Annotated in this window: 19 protein-coding genes; 2 read left to right on the top strand and 17 right to left on the bottom strand. The window is 41.4% G+C overall.

Annotation, left to right across the window (positions count from 1 at the left end; translation table 11 throughout):
* Positions 1–12: 12 nt before the first annotated feature.
* The 7 genes from pnpS to E2626_RS09730 form a co-directional block, all read right to left on the bottom strand.
* Entirely contained in the window at positions 13–1,767 is a 1,755-nt protein-coding gene (gene pnpS, locus E2626_RS09760; RefSeq protein WP_134381777.1) for a two-component system histidine kinase PnpS, read from the bottom strand.
* 2 nt (positions 1,768–1,769) lie between these two features.
* Positions 1,770–2,480 carry a response regulator transcription factor gene (locus E2626_RS09755; RefSeq protein ID WP_134381571.1) on the bottom strand — a complete coding sequence of 237 codons (711 nt, stop codon included), beginning with the start codon at positions 2,478–2,480 and terminating at the stop codon, positions 1,770–1,772.
* Positions 2,481–2,787: 307 nt separating this feature from the next.
* A complete protein-coding gene (locus tag E2626_RS09750; protein WP_134381570.1) occupies positions 2,788–3,264 on the bottom strand; it encodes a MaoC/PaaZ C-terminal domain-containing protein in 477 nt (158 codons plus the stop codon).
* Between the two features lie 106 nt (positions 3,265–3,370).
* Positions 3,371–4,315, bottom strand: a complete 945-nt coding sequence (gene mdh, locus E2626_RS09745) for a malate dehydrogenase (RefSeq protein ID WP_134381569.1) — start codon at positions 4,313–4,315, stop codon at positions 3,371–3,373.
* Between the two features lie 54 nt (positions 4,316–4,369).
* The gene (icd, locus tag E2626_RS09740) at positions 4,370–5,638 is read right to left on the bottom strand and encodes an NADP-dependent isocitrate dehydrogenase (RefSeq protein WP_134381568.1); all 1,269 of its coding nucleotides are present in this window, start codon (positions 5,636–5,638) and stop codon (positions 4,370–4,372) included.
* 112 nt (positions 5,639–5,750) lie between these two features.
* Positions 5,751–6,866, bottom strand: a complete 1,116-nt coding sequence (gene citZ, locus E2626_RS09735) for a citrate synthase (protein ID WP_134381567.1) — start codon at positions 6,864–6,866, stop codon at positions 5,751–5,753.
* Between the two features lie 227 nt (positions 6,867–7,093).
* A complete protein-coding gene (locus E2626_RS09730) occupies positions 7,094–7,564 on the bottom strand; it encodes a DUF441 domain-containing protein (RefSeq protein WP_134381566.1) in 471 nt (156 codons plus the stop codon).
* A 52-nt stretch (positions 7,565–7,616) separates the two neighbouring features.
* Between E2626_RS09730 and E2626_RS09725 the strand changes: the two genes are divergently transcribed.
* On the top strand, positions 7,617–8,678 hold the full coding sequence (locus E2626_RS09725; protein ID WP_134381565.1) for an AI-2E family transporter: 1,062 nt from the start codon (positions 7,617–7,619) through the stop codon (positions 8,676–8,678).
* A 36-nt stretch (positions 8,679–8,714) separates the two neighbouring features.
* Here E2626_RS09725 and E2626_RS09720 read toward each other — a convergent pair whose 3' ends face one another.
* The 9 genes from E2626_RS09720 to E2626_RS09680 all read right to left on the bottom strand — a co-directional run bounded on the left by E2626_RS09720 (position 8,715) and on the right by E2626_RS09680 (position 20,402).
* Entirely contained in the window at positions 8,715–9,104 is a 390-nt protein-coding gene (locus E2626_RS09720; RefSeq protein WP_244094292.1) for an FxsA family protein, read from the bottom strand.
* 102 nt (positions 9,105–9,206) lie between these two features.
* The gene (gene pyk, locus E2626_RS09715; protein ID WP_134381564.1) at positions 9,207–10,967 is read right to left on the bottom strand and encodes a pyruvate kinase; all 1,761 of its coding nucleotides are present in this window, start codon (positions 10,965–10,967) and stop codon (positions 9,207–9,209) included.
* Between the two features lie 108 nt (positions 10,968–11,075).
* Complete coding sequence (gene pfkA / locus E2626_RS09710) at positions 11,076–12,035, bottom strand: 6-phosphofructokinase (protein ID WP_134381563.1); 960 nt, start codon at positions 12,033–12,035, stop codon at positions 11,076–11,078.
* A 299-nt stretch (positions 12,036–12,334) separates the two neighbouring features.
* The gene (gene accA, locus E2626_RS09705; RefSeq protein WP_134381562.1) at positions 12,335–13,297 is read right to left on the bottom strand and encodes an acetyl-CoA carboxylase carboxyl transferase subunit alpha; all 963 of its coding nucleotides are present in this window, start codon (positions 13,295–13,297) and stop codon (positions 12,335–12,337) included.
* Positions 13,291–14,151: an acetyl-CoA carboxylase, carboxyltransferase subunit beta gene (gene accD, locus E2626_RS09700; RefSeq protein ID WP_134381561.1), complete on the bottom strand. Its 861-nt coding sequence runs from the start codon at positions 14,149–14,151 to the stop codon at positions 13,291–13,293. Before accD ends, accA begins: the two co-directional genes overlap by 7 nt.
* Positions 14,152–14,173: 22 nt before the next feature.
* A complete protein-coding gene (locus E2626_RS09695; RefSeq protein ID WP_166786788.1) occupies positions 14,174–14,782 on the bottom strand; it encodes a FadR/GntR family transcriptional regulator in 609 nt (202 codons plus the stop codon).
* Between the two features lie 7 nt (positions 14,783–14,789).
* On the bottom strand, positions 14,790–16,028 hold the full coding sequence (gene ystJ, locus E2626_RS09690) for an NADP-dependent malic enzyme (RefSeq protein WP_134381559.1): 1,239 nt from the start codon (positions 16,026–16,028) through the stop codon (positions 14,790–14,792).
* 97 nt (positions 16,029–16,125) lie between these two features.
* Positions 16,126–19,434 (bottom strand): DNA polymerase III subunit alpha, encoded by a 3,309-nt coding sequence (dnaE, locus tag E2626_RS09685; RefSeq protein ID WP_134381558.1) that lies wholly within the window; start codon positions 19,432–19,434, stop codon positions 16,126–16,128.
* A 32-nt stretch (positions 19,435–19,466) separates the two neighbouring features.
* Positions 19,467–20,402 (bottom strand): DHH family phosphoesterase, encoded by a 936-nt coding sequence (locus E2626_RS09680; RefSeq protein ID WP_134381557.1) that lies wholly within the window; start codon positions 20,400–20,402, stop codon positions 19,467–19,469.
* Positions 20,403–20,482: 80 nt separating this feature from the next.
* Here E2626_RS09680 and E2626_RS09675 point away from each other — a divergent pair, with 80 nt between their 5' ends.
* Entirely contained in the window at positions 20,483–20,803 is a 321-nt protein-coding gene (locus E2626_RS09675) for a YtpI family protein (RefSeq protein WP_134381556.1), read from the top strand.
* Positions 20,804–20,852: 49 nt separating this feature from the next.
* Here E2626_RS09675 and E2626_RS09670 read toward each other — a convergent pair whose 3' ends face one another.
* Complete coding sequence (locus E2626_RS09670; protein ID WP_134381555.1) at positions 20,853–22,163, bottom strand: DRTGG domain-containing protein; 1,311 nt, start codon at positions 22,161–22,163, stop codon at positions 20,853–20,855.
* Position 22,164: the final 1 nt, after the last annotated feature.

Here is a 22,164-nt window from a genome sequence, read left to right as displayed (position 1 = left end):
ACATTGCTGTGATTAATTCATTTTAATTGGCAATGTGATCGTGAAAACTGTTCCTTTTTCAGGTTCACTTTCAACTTGAATATCACCTTTATGAACTTCAATGATATGCTTTACAATTGCGAGTCCAAGACCAGTGCCTCCGGAATTTCTGCTGCGGGCTTTATCAACTCTGTAAAAGCGCTCAAAAATACGGGATAACTCTTCTTTTTCCATCCCTATACCCTGGTCAATAAACTTAATTTTTACTTCATCTGTCGATTTTTCGGATTTAATCATGATATCCTGATCAGGGTACGAGTATGTTAACGCATTAGTCAGGAGATTAATAAAAACCTGCTTCAACCGGTCAGCATCGCCTTCAATCATTAGTGGCTTTTGAATATCCAGCTGAATATTAGCATTTTTCTTGCCTGCTTTGTGCTCCATCATGACTGAAACATCCTTCAGAATATCAGCGAGGTCCACCTGTCTCAGTGACAACTTAAAACCTTGTTGTTCTACCCTGGACAGTTCTAACAGATCCTGAATCAGCATCTGAAGTCTGTCGCTCTCTTTTGCGATGATATGCAAAAATGACTCGAGCGCTTCTTTATCATTCATTGCGCCATCCAGGAGTGTTTCAGTAAATCCTTTGATAGAGGTAATTGGTGTTTTAACTTCATGAGACACATTTGCCACAAAGTCTTTTCTCATTTGTTCAAGTTTTTTCAGCTCTGAAATATCATGGAAAACAAGTACAATCCCCTGCCACGCACTTCTTTCACCAATGATAGGTGCACCATATACTTCAAGATGCTTTTGCGGAAAAGTCTCATCAATTAAAATTTGTCTGCGCACCCGCTGTTCAGTAAGAAAAACTTCTTCAGCCAGGGCGTGTACCTGTTCATTTTTAAAAATGTCCACATAACTCTCATTAAGAACTTCTTCAATCTGCGAATGAAAGAAAGAAAGGAATGGACGATTCACAAGAACAATGTAACCTTGTTTATCAATCATAATCAGTCCACTTCCCATATTCTCAATCAGCGTTCTCAGACGGTCCTGCTGCACAGATTGTTCACTCACCATTTCCTGAAGGTTTCTCGCAAGTATATTAATCGCATTACTCAGCATGCCCGTTTCATCAGCTCTATCTTCAAACGTTCTCGCTTTGTAATTTCCTTTAGCAAGTTGAATTGCAACTTCAGTAGCTGATTCTATCGGCTTTGTGTACTGATTCGTAATTCTTGCACCGACATAAATGATCATCCCCATCGCAGCGCCAAGCGTAATAATCAGGATCAGCCATATTTGACGATAGACTTCTTCCAGATTATCGAAGGAAGCAGCCAGGACAACATATCCGTTCTCCAAACCGGTTTCAACACTGCTGATATAGTAATAGTTGTTTTCATCTGCCGGGAATCTGATAATGCCATCAGAAGGATCAGGCAGAGAATCATTAATTTCTTCCATCATCTGATCATGGTCAATATTTGAAATGGCGACCCTTGAATCGTATACGATCTCTGAGTCCTCTGTTAAAATTGCGATTCTCGTTTCAAGCACATCACTCAGTTCATCAAAAAGCTCTGACCTTAATTCGCTAAATGAAGGCTCCTGTTCTGTCTGGTTGATGACAATATTCATCTCTTTTTCAATTCTTGAATGCAGTGCATTGAGGTAATAAGATTTAACAAGCTCTCCAATAATAATGCCTAATCCGATCAGCACCAGTACGATGAGTGTGATTAATGCAAAAAGCAGCCGGCTTTTAAATGAAGTCAGTTTCACGTCGCTTTCGGCTTCTCCATTTTGTATCCAAGACCCCTGATTGTTTTAATATAAACCGGCTTTTTTGTATTCTCTTCAATTTTTTCTCGCAAATGACTGATATGCACGTCTACAATTCTTGTATCTCCGGCAAAATCATAATTCCAGACCGTCTGCAATAGCTGGTCTCTAGTCAGCACGCGCCCTTTGTTTTCAATTAAATAGACGAGTAACTCAAACTCTTTTGGTGTTAAATCAATCTGTTCACCCTTAAAGAAAGCTTCATATTGCTCCGGGAAAACCTTCACTTCACCAATTTCCATAAATTCTTCTTCTACTTCAGGTTCTTTTACTTCTAAACGTCCGGCTCTTCGCAAGATCGCTTTAACTCTTGCAACGACTTCCCTTGGACTGAACGGTTTAGTCATATAATCATCAGCACCCAGTTCGAGACCAAGCACTTTATCAAACTCTTCATCTTTCGCAGTCAGCATGATGATGGGAATATGAATTTGTTTCTGGCGAAGCTGTTTACACACTTCGATCCCATCCATAACAGGAAGCATTAAATCAAGTACCAGCAGATCCGGGTGCTCACTTTCGACGAGCGCGATTCCCTCTGCACCATCATATGCCGTCAGCACATCATAGCCCGATTGTTCCAAATTGTACTTCAACAGTGTAACGATTGATTGTTCATCATCTACAACCAGTACTTTTTTATTCATCATAAACCTCCAGAAGCTATTATTAACCCCAGATCATCCGATTCCATTATAGTACATATTCTTCAGAGATGGTGATTTTATTATGTGAATTGTAATGTATAATTTGACCGCTCCTGATCTCCGTTTCAGGAGAACGCTTTCCGTACGGCGTACCTTTTTGTGGTCCAGCCTTTACCACTCATGCTTTGTCTTGCGGGGTCTCAGCTCCCCGCTGTCCCGGAGTCGCCACCTTACCCTCGGATTATTAGCCAAGAGAAAAAGAAGTCACACTATATTTTTCAAAAATAAAAAGACCTTAAAGGCCTTTTTAGAAGTTATCCAATGCTGAGCTGTTGAATTTTTGAAGTTTGTCTGGAGGGCAGACGATCACTGTTCCTTCGATGACTGTATCTCCACTCTCATCGACACCACGCACGCTGATTTCAACTTCTGATTTAGGACGGTCAATTGCTTTAATTTCAAAAACATAATCAACTGTTGCGTAATGATACAGCGGTTTCGGAAAACTTAAGTTGTGACTTTTAATATGTGTGCCGGGACCAGGCATATATTTTGAAACAGCTGATGTGACAAAGCCAGTCAGCATGATTGTCGGGACAATCGGTTTTTTATATTTTGTCTGTGAAGCATAGTCATGCTGGATATACAATGGATTTGAATCGTTTGTTAATCCCAGAAATAACAATAGATCTTTATCCTCGATCTTTTCAGTGAGCGTTAATTTTTCTCCAATTGACATTTCTTCTATCTGACGTCCGATTTTTCTTTTCTTTCCCAATAACATGTGCTTTCCCCCTTGATGACGTTAATCTTAACCCCTAATTGACTGGATCGTGAAGCGTTCGTTTTGTAAAAAAGGAACTACTCTCAAAAGCAGTTCCTGTTGATGATTATGTTGATGATAAAGCGCTCATCACGCTGCGAACTGAATCAGCAGATTGTTGTAGCTGTGTTTTTTCATGGTCTGTCAGTTCAAGTTCCATGATTTTTTCAATCCCATTGCCTCCAAGTACAGTTGGCACACCGAGATAAATACCTTCAAAGCCATACTCACCCTCGAGATAAGCAACTGAAGGCAGTACACGTTTCTGATCTTTCAGAATTGCTTCGGTCATCTCCATCAGTGCTGCAGCTGGTGCATAGTACGCGGAACCATTGCCCAGCAGTGCTACGATTTCACCGCCGCCTTTTCTTGTGCGTTCAACGATTGCATCAAGACGGTCTTTCGGGATAAGCGTTTCGAGCGGTACACCGCCAGCACTTGAATAACGTGTTAACGGAACCATATCGTCTCCATGACCACCCAATACAAAGCCTTGAATATCCTTAACAGATAATCCGAGTTCTTCAGCTACAAATGTGTTAAAACGTGCTGTGTCAAGTACTCCTGATTGTCCTATCACTCGTTCTTTCGGAAGCCCTGATTCTTTAAATACAGTATAAGTCATTGCATCTACCGGATTTGACAATACAAGGATCGTTGTATCAGGAGAATGCTTAACGATTTCTGCAGTCACAGATTTCATGATCTTTTCATTGGTCTGCACAAGGTCATCACGGCTCATGCCGGGCTTTCTAGGAATTCCCGCAGTAATGATTACAACGTCCGATCCGGCTGTATCTGCGTAATCAGATGTTCCCTTAATCGTAACGTCATACCCAAAGACAGGACCCGCTTCAAGCATATCAAGTGCTTTACCTTTTGTTGGATCTTCATTTTGAGGAATGTCTACAAGCACGATATCTCCAAGTTCTTTTTGAGCTAAAAACAATGCAGTTGTTGCACCTGTGAAGCCTGCTCCGACTACTGAGATTTTTTTACGTGTGAATGCCATTCGTAATTCCTCCTCTTATGTATGTAAAGGCCGGCAATTGCCGGCCTTTAGAACTTACATATTTTCAATAAGTGCAGTTCCGAATTCAGAGCACTTAACTTCTGTAGCGCCATCCATCAAACGTGCAAAGTCATATGTTACGACTTTAGAAGCAATGGTTTTTTCCATTGATTTTGAGATTAGATCCGCAGCTTCATTCCAGCCAAGGTGTTCAAGTAGAAGCACACCTGAAAGGATGACTGAAGATGGGTTTACTTTATCAAGACCGGCATACTTTGGAGCAGTTCCGTGCGTAGCTTCAAAGATTGCATGTCCAGTATCATAGTTAATGTTTGCTCCAGGTGCGATACCAATTCCGCCAACCTGTGCAGCAAGTGCATCAGAAACGTAGTCACCGTTCAGGTTCATCGTCGCAACAACATCGAATTCTGCAGGACGTGTAAGGATCTGTTGGAGGAAGATATCAGCAATCGAATCTTTGATGATAATCTTTCCAGCTGCTTCAGCATCACTTTGTGCTTTATTAGCTGCATCTGTACCCTGTTCATCTTTAATTTGATCATATTGGTTCCAAGTGAATACTTTATCTCCGAATTCACGTTCAGCAAGATCATAACCCCAGCGCTTAAAAGCACCTTCAGTAAACTTCATGATGTTTCCTTTGTGTACAAGCGTTACTGATTTACGTCCTTCAGTCAGTGCATAGTTAATAGAAGCACGTACAAGACGTTCAGTACCTTCCTTGGAAACAGGCTTAATTCCGATTCCTGACGTTTCAGGGAAGCGGATATTTTTAGCTCCCATTTCATCCTGAAGGAAGCTGATCAGTTTTTTCACTTCATCTGACCCTTCAGCAAATTCAATACCTGCATAAATATCTTCAGTATTTTCACGGAAGATCACCATGTCAGTATCTTCAGGACGTTTAACTGGTGATGGTACACCTTCAAAGTAACGTACAGGTCGCAGGCAAGTGAATAGATCAAGCTGCTGACGCAGTGCTACGTTAAGTGAACGGATCCCGCCACCGATTGGCGTTGTAAGAGGCCCTTTAATTGCGATGAAGTATTCATTGATTGCATCAAGTGTTGCCTGTGGCAGCCATTCTCCAGTCTGGTCAAATGCTTTTTGTCCAGCAAGAACTTCTTTCCATTCAATTTTCTTTTCACCATTGTAAGCTTTCTCAACAGCAGCGTCTAAAACACGCTGAGCAGATGCCCAGATATCAGGACCTGTTCCGTCTCCTTCAATAAATGGTACGATCGGGTTGTTTGGCACCTGAAGATTGCCGTTTGATACTGAAATTTTTTCACCTTGTGTCATAAGTCTTTCCCTCCAAATATCATTGTCCGGGGACTGACGGTTTCCGGCAGTCCCCAGGCTCTATAAACTATTACATCAGTTATCTGTCAGTTTGTAAAATGATCCGTGAAAATTAACGCTTTTCAAGCGGTACATATTCCTGCATACCAGGACCTGTATATTCTGCTCTTGGACGAATCAGGCGGTTGTTTGAATACTGCTCAAGAATGTGAGCTAACCATCCTGATACACGGCTGACAGCAAAGATTGGTGTGAAAAGATCGTGATCAATTCCTAAGCTGTGGTAGACAGACGCAGAATAGAAGTCCACGTTTGGCGGAAGTTTCTTTTCAGAAGTGACGATTTCTTCGATCTTAACTGACATCTCGTACCATTTTGACTCTCCACGAAGCTCAGTCAGCTTCTTCGACATTTCACGAAGGTGTTTCGCACGAGGGTCACCCTGCTCGTAAACGCGGTGACCAAAGCCCATAATTTTCTCTTTATTTTCAAGCTTTTTACGGATAACAGATTCAACGTTTTCAACTGAACCGATCTCAGTCAGCGTTTTCATAACCTGTTCGTTCGCTCCACCGTGAAGTGGTCCTTTAAGTGCTCCGATTGCCGCAGTAACACCTGAATAAACATCAGACAGAGTTGCTACACATACACGCGCTGTGAAAGTAGAAGCATTCAGTTCGTGGTCAGCGTGAAGAACAAGTGCTTTATTCATTGCTTCCACTTCAATATCCTCTGGCATTTCGCCATTCAGCATGTATAGGAAGTTTGCTGCAAAGCTCAGGTCATTCTTAGGTGCAACAGGCTCCTGCCCTTTACGGATACGGGCGAAAGCAGTAACAATTGTTGCGATTTTAGCCTGGAGACGAACTGCCTTACGGTAGTTTGCAGCTTCTTCCATGACGTCAGCTTCTTCATCAAACAGTCCCAGTGCAGATACAGCCGTACGGACTGCAGCCATCGGGTGGATGTTCTGTACAGGCATTGCTTTAATCTGCGCGATTACTTCATCAGGAATCGCCATATTGTCAGCAAGCTGTTTTTTAAGTTCGGCAAGTTCGCTTTCTTTAGGCAGACGTAAATGCCATAAAAGATAAATGATTTCCTCAAAGCTTGCGTTCTCAGTTAAATCATCGATATTGTAACCAACATATGTAAGTGTGTCATCAATTATTGAGCTGATTGATGATGTAGTAGCTACAACATTTTCTAATCCTCTCGTTGCTGTCATAAATAAATCTCTCCTTTAAACTTAGTATTTGTATTTAAAGCCATGCAGGCGTTTAAAATACGATTGTCATCACATTAAAAACTGAGCGGATGCTCAGTCAGCTGACAGTATAGAATTCGTCATTTAGGATGCGCTTTCATTGTCCATTATAATCAAAAAGCGGAACTTTGTGAATGAAAACGCATTATTTTACCGGTATTATTTTATTTTGAAGAAAATTGACAGCTTTAAATGAACCTGCCTGCCCATTCAAAAATTTTCATTGCACTGTATGCAATTCCTGCTCCTATTAATGGTCCAACGGCAATTCCGTTGAATAATGCAACCGCAAGAATGGTGCCGAAAACGAGTGCAACCGTAATATGCGGATCTTCCTGCAAAAGAGAAATACCTCCTTTTGCAATCAGCGCTACTGCAATGCCTGAAGCTAATGCTACCCATGCGTAAGGAGATTTAACTGCGTCAGTTAATTCTTTAAATCCAATCACACCGCTTGCGATTGGGGCCAGCACTGCAATCGTAATGATCGTAACACCCCAGTTAATCCCTTTAGATTGAATTAATCCAAAAATCTTTTCATCTGCGCCTGCAACCTTTAATAGAATTAAAAATAGCACTGCAATCATCAGTGAATTGTTTTTGGCAAAAAAACCGATCGCAAGTAATAAGATTAGAAAAATCATTGCCGGGTTAATCATCTCAGCACCTCCGAATTCGTTTATTTCCGTCTTAGCAAGGGAGGAAATATATATGATAAAACGCTGTTTCTATTTGATTATAACAATCATGCTACTCATGTTAATCTGTCGGACGGTCTTTGTTTACTTTTGGCCCTTCGCAGTTGGGGCACTTCTGTCTCTGGTGGTTTATCCAATTGTCATGTTATTGTTCACGTACATAAAATTGCCTTATAAATTCAGCGTAGTACTCGGTTTGATTATCGTATTTATATCCGGCCCACTCATCTTAACAGGATGCATTGCCCTTCTCGAAAATGAAATCATATTCTTCCTAAATCAAATACCTGTTTACTCAGCTTTAATGCTAACTTCTTTGAAAAATCTTCTTCAAAGCTTACCTGCTTTTTTTCATGAACTGACACACCCTTATCTTACCCACGCACACTTAACATTATTGTCTGATGAAATTGAGCAAATGCTGCTGACTTCAGGTAAACAATTGATCACAACATCATCAAAATTTGCTAGTCATCTTCCATCCTTACTTTTTTCATTCGGAATTATGTTGATTGCTGCGTATTACATACTTGTTGATTTTAAAACGTGGACAAATAAGTTGCCCGGGCCATGGGCACGCTACTTCAAACTTTTACGGGAGCTGGGACTGAAAGAAACTGGTTCATACTTTATATCGCAGCTGCTCCTCTCGTCGATCACATTTACGATTACGCTTTCCGGTTTTTTAATCTTAGGTATCCCTCATCCATTTCTATTTGCGCTTTTGTCGGCTGCTCTTGACTTTGTTCCCATTGCCGGTTCAATGCTGCTGTTCTTACCCCTGATCATTTTTAATATGGTTTATACCGGCCCTGCCTTAGCAGCAGGAATCATGGTCATTTACCTCATCATCATCGGGGTCAGACAAGTGACTGAGCCCAAAATTATCGGAGACAGAATGGGCATTCATCCGTTAGCTGCATTAATGGTGCTATATGCTTCTGTAGAATTATTAGGATTTACGGGTATTGTGATTACACCGCTTCTCCTTATTTTTTTATCAGTTTTATTAAAAGTCAAATTGTTTTCAATGATTTGTCATTACATACGGTTTGGTACCATTCCACGCATTTAACTGCTCACTAAAAAAACACACAGCCTCGGCTGTGTGTCATGGTCTGTGGATAATAACATTCCCATTTTTCATTTTTCTCTGAACCCATTTATAAATGAGTGGTTTCATTTTGTTTCTTGTAATCGGAATCAACAGTAAAAACCCGATGGCATCTGTAATAAAGCCTGGTGTCAGGAGTACAACTCCACCGATCAGAATACACAGTCCATCAATGACCGCATCTCCCGGACCACCATCTATGACCGTCATATTTTGTACTCTCTTCAGTGCCTGAAGCCCCTGCGACTTCGCAAGATAAGCACCCAGTACACCTGTCAGTATGATTAGCAATACAGTTGGAATGACACCGATTAAATTTCCAGCACTAATTAAAATCGCAATTTCAAGTGCCGGAACAATGATAATTAAAAGCATTAACCATCTCACAAGGAATTTCTCCTTTCACATTACACGCTAATTTAATTTTACCATAAGCAGCAGCTTTTTAAAAAAACCTGAACGGAAGAATCCGTTCAGGTTTTGAATTATTTATAGTACGCTCGCGTGTCCGTTGTAGACTACGCCACGTTCTGCATCAACTGTTACTTCCTGACCATCAGTGAATGTAGCTACTGCATTGTCCACTCCAACAATTACAGGAAGGCCCAGATTCAAACCAACTACTGCAGCATGACTTGTCAATCCGCCTTCTTCAACGATTAGTGCTGAACACTTTTCGATTGCAGGCATCATTTCCTTATCAGTACCGATTGTAACCAGAATTGACCCTTCTGTTACTTTTTCTAATGCATCTTTCGCATTCGAAGCTGTAACCACTTTTCCGAACCCTGACTTACGGCCAATTCCCTGACCTTTTGCAAGAACGTCACCAACAATATGAATCTTCATCAGATTCGTTGTACCTGATTCACCAACTGGAACGCCTGCAGTAATCACTACCAGGTCGCCGTGGCTGACACAGCCGCTGTTTAAGCTTTCAGTCACTGCCATATCAAGCATTTCATCTGTTGTTTCTGTTTTAACCCCAACCTGAGGGTATACACCCCATACAAGTGCAAGACGTCTGGAAACTGAAGAGTCCGATGTAACGGCTACAATTGTTGCTTCCGGGCGATACTTCGAAATCATTTTTGCAGTGTGTCCACTTTCAGTAGGTGCAATAATTGCGTTCACTTCAAGATTTAAAGCAGTGTGAGCAACTGCCTGACCGATCGCATCCGTCATGTTACGCTCAAAACCTTTACTGCGTTTAGAAAGAATCGCTTTATAATCCAGCGCCTCTTCAGCTCTTGAAGCAATGTTATTCATTGTCTGAACTGATTCTACAGGATAATCTCCCGCAGCTGTTTCACCGGATAGCATGATTGCATCTGTGCCATCAAAGATTGCGTTTGCTACGTCAGATGCTTCAGCACGCGTTGGGCGTGGATTGCGCTGCATGGAATCAAGCATTTGTGTCGCTGTAATAACCGGCTTACCTACAGCATTACATTTACGGATCAGCTGTTTTTGTACTAATGGTACTTCTTCAGCAGGAATCTCAACACCAAGGTCACCACGGGCAACCATCAGGCCGTCAGATACTTGAAGAATCTCATCAATGTTATCGACGCCTTCCTGGTTTTCAATCTTAGGAATAATGTTGATTTTCGGTGATCCGTTTTTCTCGAGTAGTTCACGGATATCCATTACGTCAGAAGATCGTCTTACAAATGATGCAGCAATAAAGTCTACGCCCTGCTCAATACCGAAAAGAATGTCTTTCGCATCTTTATCAGTAATCCCGGGAAGGTTTACTGATACACCAGGAACGTTTACGCCTTTTTTATTTTTCAGTGTACCTGTGTTAAGAATTTTTGTTTTGATTTCACCTGCGCCTTTATCAACAGACAGCACTTCAAGTCCGATCAATCCATCATCAAGCAGAATTTTAGAGCCTGTATCGACATCATTCACAAGATCGCTGTAAGTAATAGAAAACTTTTCAGTCGTCCCTACTACTTCTTCCATCGAAACGGTGATTTCGTTACCTGCTTCAAGTTCAATTGCCCCGTTTTCCATCGTGTTTGTCCGAATTTCCGGACCTTTTGTATCTAAAAGAATCCCAACATTTTTACCTAACTTTGCAGCTGCTTCACGAATGTTTTTAATTCGTGCGCCGTGCTCTTCAAAGTCCCCGTGTGAGAAGTTCAGTCGGGCTACGTTCATCCCCGATTCCATAAGCTGAGTCAGTTTTTCAATGCTTTCACTTGCCGGTCCAATCGTACATACAATCTTAGTTTTCCTCATGTTAAACCTCCTGAAAATCTATTAAAAATAGTTTTTAATTCATGCAAATCGTGTTAAATCTGCAAATTCATCAATTTCATCAAACTTTGTTTTTAAAACATGATGAAGTTAAATAGATAGCTCCTGGGATAAGCGATACAGGTCAATGTCTGCCTGATGTTTCATTTTCAATGCTTCAATAATATCATAGTCAACCAGTTCATTGCGCTGTATTCCTACAGCCCGTCCGCCTTTGTCATTCATGAGCAGTTCAACTGCACGTGCACCAAGACGACTTGCAAGCACGCGGTCAGATGCCGTTGGTGAACCGCCTCGCTGCATATGACCAAGGACTGAAACTCTAGTTTCAATGCCTGTTTTTTCTTTCATAAGGGCAGCTAATTCTCCCCCGGACATAACCCCTTCTGCGACAATAATAATACTATGCTTTTTACCGCGGGCATGCCCTTTTTCAATTTTATTCACGACCTTTTCTATATCATACGGGTCCTCTGGAATTAAAATCGTTTCCGCGCCTCCTGAAAGACCTGCCCATAAAGCAATATCTCCAGCGTTTCTGCCCATTACCTCAATAATGAAAGTGCGTTCATGGGAAGTCGCAGTATCACGGATTTTATCAATCGCATCGATCACTGTATTAAGCGCAGTGTCAAAGCCAATTGTGAAGTCAGTCCCAGGGATGTCATTATCAATTGTCCCCGGTACACCTACACATGGATAACCATGTTCTGTCAATGCTTTAGCGCCCATATAAGAACCGTCTCCACCAATTACGACAAGGCCTTCGATACCAAATTTTTCAAGCTGTTCAATACCTTTTTTCTGCCCTTCCGGCGTTTTAAACTCTTCGCAACGCGCAGAATAAAGCTTCGTTCCACCGCGATGAATAATATCACCTACAGAACCAAGCTCAAGCTTTTCAATATTACCTGAGATTAAACCTTGATACCCCTGATAGACGCCGTATACTTCAAGCCCATGATAAATGGCTTTACGTACAACAGCTCTTACAGCAGGATTCATACCAGGTGCATCTCCGCCACTGGTCAGCACGCCTATTCTTTTCATTTTGATGTTCCCACCTTTAATTGAAAAATTATGTTAACTATTTCACAGAAATAGTGTTCCGAAGTTGGATGTACAAGTTCGTTTTCATCCTTTTAAAAATAACATGAAGACGCTTTGTTCTCAATCAAAAGTCTTTTATCCCTGACAAACTTCTGATAATCGCAAAAATGAAAACGTTTTAATTTCGAATCACATACACATTTTAGACACAAAATAACTTTTTGATCGCTTTCATTTATTGTTTACACATTTCACTAAAGAAAAAACCTTTTCAGAAATGTTCTGAAAAGGCAAGTGAGTTACACTGTTTCTTTAGTAAATTCACCGATTGATTGAAACTTGTCATATCGTTGCGCAACTAGTGATTGTTCATCCATTTTTGATAACTCTTTCAGAGATCGCAATAGAACCTGATCAATTGCTTTCGCCTGTGTTTTTATATCTCTATGTGCACCACCTCTTACTTCAGGAATAATTTCATCAATAATTCCCATTCCTTTCAGGTCTGGTGCTGTAATTTTCATTGATTCTGCTGCCTGTTTTGCAAGGCTGGCATCTTTCCATAGAATTGACGCAGCCCCTTCAGGAGAAATCACTGAGTAAGTGGAATTTTCAAGCATGTGAAGATGGTTCCCAACGCCGAGTGCCAGTGCACCACCGCTTCCACCTTCACCGATCACGATACAAATAACCGGTACAGTCAGACCTGCCATTTCGAACAAATTACGCGCAATTGCCTCACTTTGTCCGCGTTCTTCAGCAGCTTTACCAGGATAAGCGCCTTTTGTATCAATAAAACATATAATAGGGCGCTTAAACTTTTCAGCCTGTTTCATCAGTCGAAGTGCTTTTCTATATCCTTCAGGATGAGGCATTCCGAAGTTCCGCTTAATATTTTCCTTCGTGTCTTTCCCTCTCTGGTGGCCAATCACTGTGACTGCCTTCCCTTTATACCTCGCGATTCCGCCAACAATTGCATGATCATCACCATATAAACGGTCTCCATGCATTTCCATAAAATCTTCAAACAGCTCTTCTATGTACTCCAATGCTGTCGGCCGCTCGGGATGACGGGCCAGTTGAACGCGATCCCAGGGTTTTATAGAGGAATAGATGTCTTCTTCCAGACGTGTAAGACGCTCTTCAAGCTTTGCAATTTCCTCACTTAAATCAACTTCTGAATCAGTTGTAAAAGCTTTTAGTTCGTTGATTTTTTCTCTCAATTGATTCAACGGCTTTTCAAACTCTAATTCATTTACCATGATTCTCCCCCTTTTTCATGCATTGAAAGAAGCACACTTAATTTTTGCTTCATGTCGAGACGGGAGATCACCTGATCAAGCTGGCCATGTTCCATTAAAAACTCTGCGGTTTGAAAATCTTCAGGCAGTTTCTCTCTAATCGTCTGTTCTATAATCCGTCTGCCAGCGAACCCGATTAATGCGCCAGGCTCTGCGAAATTATAATCTCCAAGTGATGCAAAGCTTGCCGAAACCCCACCGGTAGTCGGATGAGTCATGACCGACACAATTAAACCGCCTTTATCACTGAAGCGCTTAAGAGCAATACTGGTTTTTGCCATTTGCATGAGAGACAGCACACCTTCCTGCATACGTGCGCCTCCACTTGCTGTGAAAATGATGAATGGCAGGTTTTGATCTTCAGCAACCCGAACTGCATCTGCGATTTTTTCACCAACTACAGAACCCATACTGCCCATTCTGAATGTTGAATCCATGATCGTTAACACCGTTTTATGTCCATCGATTGTACATACACCTGTAACTACCGCTTCATTTAATCCCGTTTTCTTTTTGTCCTTTTCAAGCTTCTCCAGGTAATCAGGAAATCCCAGTGGATTTTCAGAAGTCAGATGCTGGTTAAATTCCTGAAAAGAACCCTCATCTGCGAGACATTCAATTCTTTCTGCAGCATTCATTGAATGATGATATCCGCACTGCAGACAGACTTTATGATTTTTATATATTTCTTTTGTGTAAATAATCTTTTTACATTTAGGACATTTCGTCAATATCCCTTCCGGCACATCGTTTTTATCATGCTCGGATGGAATTGTTGCATATTTTTTCTTTTTTGCAAATATATCCTTCAGCAACCTGTCGTCCTCCCTTGTTGTTTTATGCTTGTTCATTCAGCAGATTCAGTAAGCTGTCAGTATCTTCAGATTGCAAATAATGATAAAAATCGGATATTTTTTCATGTGTTAAGGCAACAGTATCCTGACTATCTGCATAATAAAAATCATTTAGCACCAGCCAGATCTTGACATAGAGCTGGTTGCCTCCAGCTTCAACTATTTCTTTTTTAAAATGTGAAAATGTCTGGAGTTCAGATTTATTATATTTTGCTGATATGTGCTCATACACATGTAACATCTCTTTATTTGTCAGCGACATCAGCCGGCGAATTGAATCCGCCTCAATCCAGCTCTTCACTTCTGCTACATCACTGATTGCACGGCCATCCTGCAATATAAACATACCAAGCAGATCGATCAGGTGATGGTCCCTGAAATCCCTGAGAAAGGTACCTTCTCCTCTTCTTGTCTCAATTAGCCCCAGCAGCTCGAGTGCTCTTAACGCTTCTCGCACAGAAGAGCGTGCAACGCCGAATCGTTCCGACAGTTCACGCTCTGAAGGGATTCTGCTGCCAGCTGAAAGACGATCCAGTTGAATCATATCCCTGATTTGATGGACAACAGATATATACCTTTTGTGTTCTTTCAAATGCCTCTCACTCACTTTTCCCAATCTGAGATAAGCGAGCAGTTTTTTCTCTGACTTCTTCAGGGTCCACTTTAATTCTGGCAACACCTGTTTCCATCGCAGCGTTTGCAACACGGGATGCCACAGCTGGTGCAACTCTTGCATCGAATGGAGCAGGAATAACGTAATCTTCATTCAGTTCATCTTCTGAAATTAATGATGCAATTGCTTCAACCGCAGCAATCTTCATTTTTTCATTAATATGTGTTGCTCTTACATCTAATGCGCCTCTGAATATTCCAGGGAAAGCGAGCACATTGTTAACCTGATTCGGAAAATCAGAACGTCCTGTACCCACCACTCTGGCACCATTCGCTTTTGCCAGCGCAGGCATTATTTCAGGGACGGGATTCGCCATTGCAAAGATGATAGAATCGTCGTTCATTTTTTGAACCATTTCTTCTGTCAGCGCACCCGCAACAGATACTCCGATGAATACATCTGCACCTTCAATCACATCTGAAAGTGAACCTTCAAGCCGCTCCCTATTAGTGATCTTAGCCACGTTGTGCTTGACCTCATTCATACCATACGGTCGTCCTTCATAGATCGCACCCTTAGAATCACACATAATGATATCTCTTACACCATAGCTATATAAAAGTTTAATGATTGCAATTCCGGCAGCCCCTGCTCCGTTCATCACAACTCTGATAGAAGAAAATTCTTTGTTTGTAATCTTCAGCGCATTGACTAATCCTGCGACTGTCACAATCGCAGTACCGTGCTGATCATCATGGAAAATTGGTATATTTGTTTCTTTCTTTAATCGCTCTTCAATTTCGAAACATCTGGGTGCTGCGATATCTTCCAGATTAACGCCTCCGAAAGTAGGCTCCATTAGTTTTACAGTCTCTACGATTTTATCAATCTCAGTCGTATTCAGACAGATTGGGAAAGCATCTACACCTGCGAAACTTTTAAATAGTACAGCTTTTCCTTCCATAACAGGAAGTGACGCTTCAGGACCAATGTTCCCAAGGCCAAGTACCGCTGTTCCATCCGATACAACGGCTACCATGTTTCCCTTCATTGTATAATCATAGACCGTTTCAGGTTTGTCATAGATCTCTTTACAGGGTTCTGCCACTCCAGGTGAATAAGCAAGGCTTAGTTCCTCAGCATTTCTCACTGCCACTTTAGATTTTGTTTCCAGTTTCCCCTGATTCACTCTGTGCATATGTAGTGCTTCATCTCGTAAGGACAACGAACTTCACTCCTATTTTATGGGTTACCCCTTTATTTAACAATTGGTCAGACCACATTCTTATTCACTATAACAAAAACAATTCTACATTTGCAATTTATTGTTCGACGACATTTCCTTCTCCCAGCAGCTGAATCAGCCTGTTACGAAGTTCATGTTGAACTTCTACCCCATCGATATTCAATTTAATTTTATTTTTTGATTCTTCATCATAAACCACAACAGGTGAATGACCGGGAAACTGACCACAATGTCTTGAAATAATTGAAATAGAATCTTCCAGTTCCATCGTTTGAGGAATTCTCAGGAATAACGTTTTTATTTTTTGATCAGAATGGAACTGGTCGGCAGGAACCGCCTGCTGAACTACAAACTGAAGCTTGCCATTTCTTTCTTCTATTTTACCGGTGAACACTGCCGTTATACCTTTTTGAATAACGGAGGAGAACTTTCTGAATACATCCGGAAATACTACTGCATCTATATCTCCCGAATCATCACTTAACGCAATAAAGCACATATTTTCACCTTTTTTTGTTCTGATGACCCTGACGTCAGTTATAAAAGCACCCATTATTCCTTTTTTACCAGCCAAAGCTTCATCTGCTTTGAAAGCACCTGCCTCACTCAGCAACTGACGATAAACAGAAACCGGGTGAGAAGATAAGTAAACGCCTAAAACCTCTTTTTCGTATGACAATTTCTGATCGACTGGCATAGGGGCTGCTTTTGCATGTTTTGGTTTTATATCGAGATCTTCAAACAGGCTTCCTTCTCCCTGAACAAGACCCGCATGATCAATCGCAATTTCAATAGAAGCAAGCAGAACCGAACGATCCTGTCCAAAGCAGTCAAGCGCACCTGAAAGAATGAGCGGCTCAAGTAATTTGCGATTAACAAGCTTAGGGTTTAATCTGCTGCACAAATCAAAAAAATCACGATAAGGCTGGTCTTTTCTGACACTGATGATTTCTTCAGCAGCAGCTTTGCTTATGCCTTTTACTGCACTTAAGCTGTATATGATCGACTGGTGTTCACCTTTGAAATAACGCATGCTTTTATTAATATCCGGTGGTAATACTTCAATAGAGAGCTTTTTGCACTCTTTTATATATTGCGCTGTTTTATCTTCATTCCCTGTAGCTGTCGTCATGAGTGAGGACATAAACTCCACTGGGTGATGTGCTTTTAAATAAGCAAGCTGATAACCGATTTTACTGTATGCGACTGCATGGCTTCTATTGAATCCATAGTCAGCAAACCGAACGATCAGATCATATAACTCAGTCGCAGCCTGAATGGAGTAGCCTTTGTTAACTGCACCATCAGTAAATCTTTTTCTCTCTCTGTCTAGATCATCTTTTTTCTTTTTACTGACAGCTCTTCTTAACACATCCGCCTGTCCTAGAGAAAACCCTGCAAACTTTGAAGCAATTTCCATGATTTGTTCCTGATACACAATGATGCCGTAGGTTGATGATAAGACAGGTTTAAGATCATCGTGAATATAAGTTACCTGTTCCTGTCCATATTTCCTTTTAATATATTGTGGGATAAACTCCATTGGTCCAGGACGATTTAATGCGTTCACGGCTACAAGATCTTCAAACTCTGATGGCTTGAGCGTCATCAGTACTTTTGTTACACCTTCAGCTTCGAACTGAAATATGCCGCTTGTCCAGCCTTTTCCGAGCAGTTTGAAAGTTGCCTGGTCATGATCCGTAATTTCTTCTATTTTAAAATGAGGATCCGATTGTCTGACTGTCTGAATGACTCTATTCAGAATGGTAAGGTTGCGAAGACCGAGATAATCCATTTTCAGCAGCCCAATTTCTTCAAGCACACCCATAGGCCACTGCGTAATGTGTGCGTACTCCGTTCCTTTTTGAAGAGGTACAACTTCTGCGAGCGGAACATCACTGATAATCACACCTGCAGCATGGACTGATGTATGTCTTGGCAGCCCTTCAAGCTTCATCGCTGTAGCAAACCATTCTTTATACCGTTCTGACTGATTGACAAAGCGCTGTAATTGGGGAGATTGCTGATAGGCTTCTTTTAGCGTAATGCCATGCAGGGAAGGAATTGATTTTGAAATAACCTCCATTTCCCCTGAGCTCATGCCATACACTCTTGCCATATCCCTAGCGACTGCTTTAGCGGATAATGTTCCGAATGTAGCAATCTGAGCTACTTTTTTCCTGCTGTATTTCTCAGCCGTATACTGAATCACTTCATCACGCCGATCGTCGGGAAAGTCTAGATCAATATCCGGAAGCGTCACACGCTCCGGATTTAAAAACCTTTCAAAAAGTAACCGGTGTTCAATCGGATCTACATGCGTAATATAAAGCGCAAAAGCGGTCAGTGATCCAGCTGCTGAGCCCCGCCCTGGCCCGGCGAGAATATGCTGCTCCCGCGCGAACTTCATGACATCCCAAATGATAAGAAAATAATCATTAAACCCCATCTGATCAATCACACTTAATTCATATTGCAGCCGCTCCCGGTACTCAGGTGTGATGTGTCCTACCCGCTTTTTCAAGCCTTCTTCACATAAATGTGCAAGCACTTCTTTTTGCGTGACCTCGTCCGGCACAGGATAAACCGGCAAATGAGAAGAGGAAAAATCAATATTTATCTGACAGCGTGATGCAATTTGATATGTGTTTTCAACTGCTTCCGGATAATCCGACAGTTTATTCTCGACTTCACGAGGAGACTGAAAATCAAAATCTCCATCCAGCTGAACTTCATCAACGGTTAACCCTTCTTTTAAAGCCGCCATTGCTTCATAAGCTCTTTTGTCCTCACGATCGCTGTATCTCACCTCTGAAGTTGCAGCTAAGGGTATACCGGTCTCCAAAGACAGTTCAGATAACAATTGAATACATTCATTGTCTTCCTGACGACTGTGGTTGGAAAGACCAAAGTAAAACTGATCCTCACCCATCATTTCACTGAGTTGTTTTGCACGATCTGCTGCTTCTTCAGAGTGACCATTCATTAAACATGTTTCAATTTCCCCGTCACTACCGGGTGTGATCGCAATTAAACCGCCAGCGTAGGCTTTAAGCCACTTTTCAGGAAGAGAATGTCCGGTGGTCGAGATCGCACTGGAGATTTTGATTAAGTTTTTATATCCTTCATCTGTTTCTGCAAGTAAAACAAGCGGAAATGATTGTTCATCATTTCCGCTGATATCAGCTTTCAAACCGATAATCGGCTTAATCCCTTCTTGTTGACACGCTTTATAAAAAGGAATGACACCGTACATTGTATTGTGATCAGTCAGAGCAAGTGCAGACAGCTTCTCACGCTTCGCCAGTGCGATCAGTTGTGATATCGATACAGTACTGCTCAGAAGACTGTAAGCACTTGTGACATGCAAATGAGTAAAAGCCATCCTCTCTCTCCTTTCATCATGCTTTCAGACACCTAAGAATTACAAATTGCCTCTAATTTTTGAATAACCTGTTCAGCTTCTTCCCAGTGGTGGATGGATGCGCCAGCTGCAACCGGATGTCCCCCACCGTTATATTGTTTTGCTAATTCATTTACGATTGGACCTTTCGAACGGAGGCGTACACGTATTTCTTTTTCTTCCTCAATAAAAAATACCCACGCCTTAATTCCTTTAACACTTCCCAGCGTGCTTACAAGAAGAGAAGCTTCTGAAGGTGCAGCATTGAATTCAGCAAGTTTTTCTTTTGTCAGCTTCACATGCGCTGCCCCATTTGGTGACATGTGGAAGTTCTGAAGCACATACCCCTGAAGCTTTAGCACATGTGCCTCCATCTCATAAAGAAAATTATACAGTTCACTGCGGTCAAATGAATATTTGATCAGCTCTCCCGCGTAATCAAAAGTTTTTTGCGTCGCACTCGGATATAAAAAGCGTCCGGTGTCACCCACGATACCCGCATAAATCAGTCTTGCAGCAGCATCTGACATTTTGAGTCCTTCTGCTTTGCCTTCAAGATACAGTTCAAAAATCATTTCACTCGCTGAACTTGCTGATGTATCAACCCATAAGAGATCCCCGTATGCATCTTCATTAGGATGATGGTCAATTTTTATCAGTTTTGCACCGTTTTTATATCTCTGATCATCAATTCGATCAGTGTTTGCTGTATCACACACAATAATGAGTGCGCCATTAAAGTCTTCATCCGTACATTCATCAAGCTGATGTAAAAACGCAAGTGTGGGCTCCGGCTCACCTGTTGTGTAAACTTTTTTTCCCGGAAAAGATGCTTTAATCAGTTCAGCAAGTCCTGCCTGAGAACCGTATGCATCAGGATCCGGTCTTACATGTCTATGTATAATAATTTTGTCATATTGTTTAATCTCTTGAATGATTTGTTGTTTCAATGAATGTCACTCCCTGAATTAGTGGAATTTAACCTCATAAGCCATTACAATAATAGTAGTTTATTATTGGAGGAATCGAAATGGCGATTTTAGTTTTTTTAATTATTATGTCCGGAGTTGCTTACTTATATTTTAAAACAAAGCAAATCCGTACTCCCCGCCCTGTTGAAAAAGAGTGGCAGGCCAGCCGTGCAGGAATGGCACTTGGCGTTGGAATGGGGCTTGTAGGGATAAACACTCTTTTTCTTTTTAACTTTGAGCTTGCGTCAAATCTGATATTTACTTATATCGTTGCGCTATTGTTCATCATTATCGGATTTTCCAGCGCATGGATTCGCTATAAAGCTTACAAACATTATACGCCTTTACTTGCGGAAGAAGAAAACAACTGGAATAATTAATTGATTAAATATAAAAAGTACTTAAACCGGCTGCTGACAGCCGGTTTAATTATTTTTCAAGCAGTTGACACATCATCATTGCTTTTCCTACCAGGTTTCCTTCACTGAAGACTTCCACATCCACTTTACCGAATTTGCGTCCTACATCAAGCAGTTTCGGTAGTACTTCAAGCACACTGTCGATCTGAACCGGCTTAATAAAGTAAATGGTGATATTTTCAACAACGAGATCACTTCGTTTGTACTCTTTCAACAACTGGTTGGCTGCTTCTGTAACCAGTGTCGTAAAAACGCCATATGAAATGGCACCAAGATGGTTTGTCATCTGTGGCGTCACCTGAAAAACGTGACGGTTGTTTTCATTCTTTTCCACTTGAAGTTCCTGTAATATCAGATCATCGATTGTTTCCCCCATTTGAGGCTGTCGCTGGATCATCTGCATTGCTTTTAATACATCCTGTCTGCTGATTACACCCTTCAGCTGATGTGCTTCATTCACGACCGGAAGCAATTCAATCCCTTCCCAAATCATGATGTGAGCTGCAGACGCTACACTTGTTTTCGCATTTACCGTGAGAGGATATTTTGTCATTACTTTTTCAAGAAGTTCATCCTTACTGCGTCCAAGGATATCCTTTGCTGTAACCATGCCGGTTACTTTTAAAGTCGAACCATCGACGACCGGAAAGCGGCTATGATGAGTTTCTTTATTCAATTCTTCCCACTGCCGGATCGTTGATTTTGAAGTAAGGTAGTATGATTTTTCAAGTGGGATCAGGATATCGTTAACAAGCACGATTTCTTTTTTGATCATCTGATCGTATATTGCCCGATTGATCATTGCTGCAACTGTAAATGTGTCATAACTTGTAGAAATCACAGGCAGCTCAAGGTGGTCAGCGAGCTTTTTTACAGGTTCTTCTGCATCAAATCCACCGGTAATTAATACAGCTGCTCCTGCATTCAGCGCATACTCATGGGCTTTTGTACGGTTCCCCACGATTAGCAGGTTTCCAGCTTCTGTATAACGCATCATCGCTTCAAGCTTCATGGCACCAATCACAAATTTATTCAGTGTTTTGTGCAGACCTGAACGGCCTCCCACAACATGTCCATCAACAATGTTTACGACTTCTGCATATGTAAGCCGTTCAATGTTTTCCCGTACTTTTTTCTCTATCCGGATTGTTCCAACCCGCTCAATTGTACTCACCAGGCCGTTGTTTTCAGCTTCTTTTATTGCCCGGTAAGCTGTTCCTTCACTCACAGCCATATGCTTTGCTACCTGTCTGACTGAAATTTTATTCCCGACAGGCAGGGATTCTATATGCTGAAGTATTTGTTCGTGTTTAGTAGCCAAT

It is taken from the genome of Jeotgalibacillus salarius (assembly GCF_004405125.1).
In the GTDB taxonomy this organism is placed as follows: Bacteria; Bacillota; Bacilli; order Bacillales; family Jeotgalibacillaceae; genus Jeotgalibacillus; species Jeotgalibacillus salarius.
This window is presented reverse-complemented; position numbering and strand designations above follow the sequence as displayed.